We start from the raw sequence: 3,435 nt of genomic DNA on the forward strand, positions 1-3,435 counted from the left end.
CGTACTAATAAGTTACCTTTACTGATAAATTCAATCTATCAACCGGATTACGATTAAGGGCATTTTTAATAGTACTAATTTCTGAGCCTTCTGGTTGCACTGGTGAAGAAAATTTAATTTCGATCTTCAATATTACATCAGCTTGGACATCTTGACTATTTAATAAACCGTTAACTGCTCCTTGGAAGCTTTGAAATCCTTTTACGGGACCTTGGTATTCTAATCGGACAAACTGTTCCCCGGTGGTAATGGTTGCCAATTGATCGATTTCTATGGGAAACTTCATTAATAATGGTAAAACCGTCATTAATTTACGGTAGTCCATTACTTGGTCTACGGAGATTGCTAGAAATTCGATACCCGTAATTTTGTTGTCGTGAATGCGATCGCCTAATTGATTAAATACAACGTTGGGTGTTCCTTCTAATTCAAATTCTTGCGGTTTTGCTTTAAATAAATCAAGATTATCCCAGGAATTATTGCCGTTTTCTTTACTAGTAGGAGTCGGCTGAATATTATTTCCGTATATCGTTGTTTGACTTTCTTTTTCGACTATTTCACCGTTACCGTAGTCAGCGACAATTTTAAAGTTTGTGGTTTTATCAATTTGGGTTTCATATTCATCGCTGGGACGAAATTCGTTTTCTATTAATTCCCCATTTTGATAAAGTACAATTTTTAAAGCTCCCGATGCTTTCCACCTTATTCTTACAGGTTTAATTGACTCGGTACTATTCATTCTTTGAGTAGAAAGTTGAATTTCTCGCGGTTTTGGTAATTCTAAAATTCCCCGACGATAAAGCACCATTCTTTCAGAAAATTCGATGGTGTCGGGTAAATTAAATTTACTATCATTATCTGGGGTTTTAATAAACATCTTTTCTCCCACTTTCATATCCCAGCTTCCATTTTGCAAACCTTGTCGGATGGTATCTCGCAATTTAATAACTTCCGCATCAAGGAGTATATTTAAACCCAAATTTTTCGCAAATTCTTCCCGTAAAGCTTTAGTTGTCCAATGTTCTAATCCTGCTAACCAAACTTTCTGCAATATATAAGCCGGTGCATAAGGTAACGCATTTTCCGAACGAATTTTCTGACAATCTTTGAGAACTTTTAAAATCGCATCCTGCTGATTATTTTTACCTTTCACATCGCTAGCATCTTGCGCTGGTAAGGTATAGTGCATTAAGCCTTTTGGTGCTTTAACTTGGTCGTTGGCAGGATAAAATAAATGACGGTAAGCATTAGTTAATGATATTCTTACCTTTAAATCAAATTCACCTTGTTTTTGCTTTAATTGCTTCCGCTGACTTTCTGATAAATCTTGCAGTCGATTAGCTGAACTGAGAATATTGTTAATAGCCAGATATTCCCTCGTATTATCAATTGCTCTTTCTAATTCATGCTTATTAGCTATCAAAAATAACAGCCGATTGCGATAAATCCGAAACTTTCCCGATTCCCCCGTTTCACTAAAGATTTTTTCTACAAGTAGCGGTGCGCTTTCTGTAGTTGTAGAAATAGTCGCTTCGTTAAAATCAATTAAACACAAAGCAATATTATCCGCAACATCATCTACATCCCCCGGTGATTCTGGTGCTGAAACTAGTTTAAATAACCTGGGAGCAAATATAGTATCGCGACGTTTTCTTAACTCATCTTTTGCTTCCGTTTTACCAATTTGCTGCTTTTCTTCGGAAATAATCTTATTAATTGAAGGCTCTTCTTTAAACCGAGCAGTAGAAGTTATACTGTCATTTTCTAAATACCAAGCAACAGTACTTAATCTTTCCAAAGCCGTATCTATAAAACTAGTTCCTAACCCCGGAGTTAACAGCGATAAATTCAATTCAGTACGACTAATTCCGGCAACTACACCTTGATTAATCGAATGTAAAAAAATAGTTCTTGCTACCCAAGAAGAAAAAGCAGGTTTACCAGCAGCTTTCCATTCACCATCTTGTAATTGAGCGTGTGCTTCTCTCCCATCTGCATTATATATGTCAGCGGATATTGCCAAACGCAACAAAGGACGTTCCAAACGTGAAGTTAATTCGCTGGTAATTTCTTCTTCAATACCAATGGGGATATGATGGGGATGAATTAAAGGTATCCAATTGGTTGCTGAATTTGAATTTGAATTCCACAGGTAACGAATAACTCTTGCAAATAACCGTAACGCACCTCTAGTACGTTGAAAATTTTGAATAGAAGCGATTTTTTTATTAAGTAAGCTAAAAAGTTCGGGATGAAAGGGATAGCTTGCTTCTATAGTTTCAGCATAACGCGCATCTTTGCAACCGTCGGGTAAAGTAACGCTGCTTGCTTTATAAGTTTGCAAATATTCTTTTGCGGCATTTTTCGCTGCATCGCTGTCAATACTAGCAAATAAACGCTGTTTGACAATATTATAAATTTCCACATCAGTACTAGGTTTAAGAACCCTTTCTTGACGTGCAGACGCTGAAACTGCTTCCCTTATTTCCGTAGTTTCTTCCCCAAAACTATCACCTGAATCAGCTAAAGTATAGACAAAAACTAAATTACTATTAGAAGCTGCTAAATCCATCAACGAAAACAAAAAAGCAACTACCTGCTGTGCTAAATCGCTTTTACCCACCGTTACCGCTTTACTAACTCGCAAATGTTGAGCAATTTCATCTAAAATTATTACAGTTGGCTGTCCCTGAATAATCCTTTCTAAAACAGCCGTACCGGGGCTAACCCGCTGCTCATCGGAACCTTTGAGCAAACTATAACCATCAATTCCACCGATTTGGTAAGCAATTTCACCCCAAATAGTGTACGTCGTAACACCCGTATCTGCGTGCAAAACTCCTTCCACGGGAGTCAAATCTTGACAGGCGATCGCAGCTACCTGAATCGGACGTTCTGGGATTACACTTAAATCGGTAAAACGTTCTAAACCGGGAATTTCTCGTCCATTTTTAGCAATATGCCATAAAGCTATCTCATCGTGAGTTTTACCACCACCAAAACTAGTTTCCAAACGAATAATCGGAGAACCCACAGATGCACCTACCAAACGTCCAAATACTTCCGAAATCAACGTTTTTAATCCCTGGGTAGCAAAAGTATTGCTGAAGAAAGTGGTAGAGTCTTGGTAAACTGACGGAGCCTTACCTTCGACAACTAGTTTTAACTTCGCTGCAAATAAATCCAGTGAAAGTTCTCCGGCTAATATCTCCGATCTAGGAACGCAGGTTTTAAATATAGAAGGTAGCTGCATAATAATTTGTTTAGTTTTTAATTATACATTGTACGCGAAGCATAATTATGTAGAATGCCGTTCAATATTTACTGTTATTATGCGGTTTCTTCTATTCTAAGATGGTAGCGCGATACATTATACATTCGTAGTGCGAGCATCTTGCTCGCTGGTTGTAACGATTCCCTGGCTGGTTGTAACGA

1 protein-coding gene is annotated in these 3,435 nt (G+C 37.6%); it reads right to left on the reverse strand.

The annotated features are described in order from the left end of the window. Nucleotides 1–4: 4 nt before the first annotated feature. Nucleotides 5–3,253 (reverse strand): ATP-binding protein, encoded by a 3,249-nt coding sequence (locus VB797_RS14225; protein ID WP_323238339.1) that lies wholly within the window; start codon nt 3,251–3,253, stop codon nt 5–7. Nucleotides 3,254–3,435 lie beyond the last annotated feature (182 nt).

It is taken from the genome of Rivularia sp. UHCC 0363 (assembly GCF_034931125.1).
In the GTDB taxonomy this organism is placed as follows: Bacteria; Cyanobacteriota; Cyanobacteriia; order Cyanobacteriales; family Nostocaceae; genus Rivularia.